At 63.1% G+C, this 255-nt stretch carries 1 protein-coding gene; it reads left to right on the top strand.

The features are described 5' to 3' along the window. Window positions 1-71: 71 nt before the first annotated feature. Window positions 72-255: proton-translocating transhydrogenase family protein (locus AB4Y40_RS42990; protein WP_368693003.1), on the top strand; the 184-nt coding region annotated here is incomplete at its 3' end.

The following is a 255-nucleotide window of genomic DNA, read 5'->3' as shown; positions in this document are numbered from 1 at the left end:
ATCGTCGCGGCCACGCTGCTGGCCCGCGACGGCCAGGTCACGCGCAAGGCATGACGAGGAGGAGACCAACAATGGAAGTCATCAACCATACCGTCATCAACCTGATCATCTTCGTGCTGGCCGTGTATGTGGGCTATCACGTGGTCTGGAACGTCACGCCCGCGCTGCATACGCCGCTCATGGCCGTGACCAATGCGATTTCCGCGATCGTGATCGTCGGCGCGATGCTCGCCACGGGCCTGACCGTGGGCGGAC

This window comes from Paraburkholderia sp. EG287B (assembly GCF_040965595.1).
Classification (GTDB): domain Bacteria; phylum Pseudomonadota; class Gammaproteobacteria; order Burkholderiales; family Burkholderiaceae; genus Paraburkholderia.
Note: the sequence above shows the minus strand (reverse complement) of the source record. Positions and strands in the feature narration are given on the sequence as shown.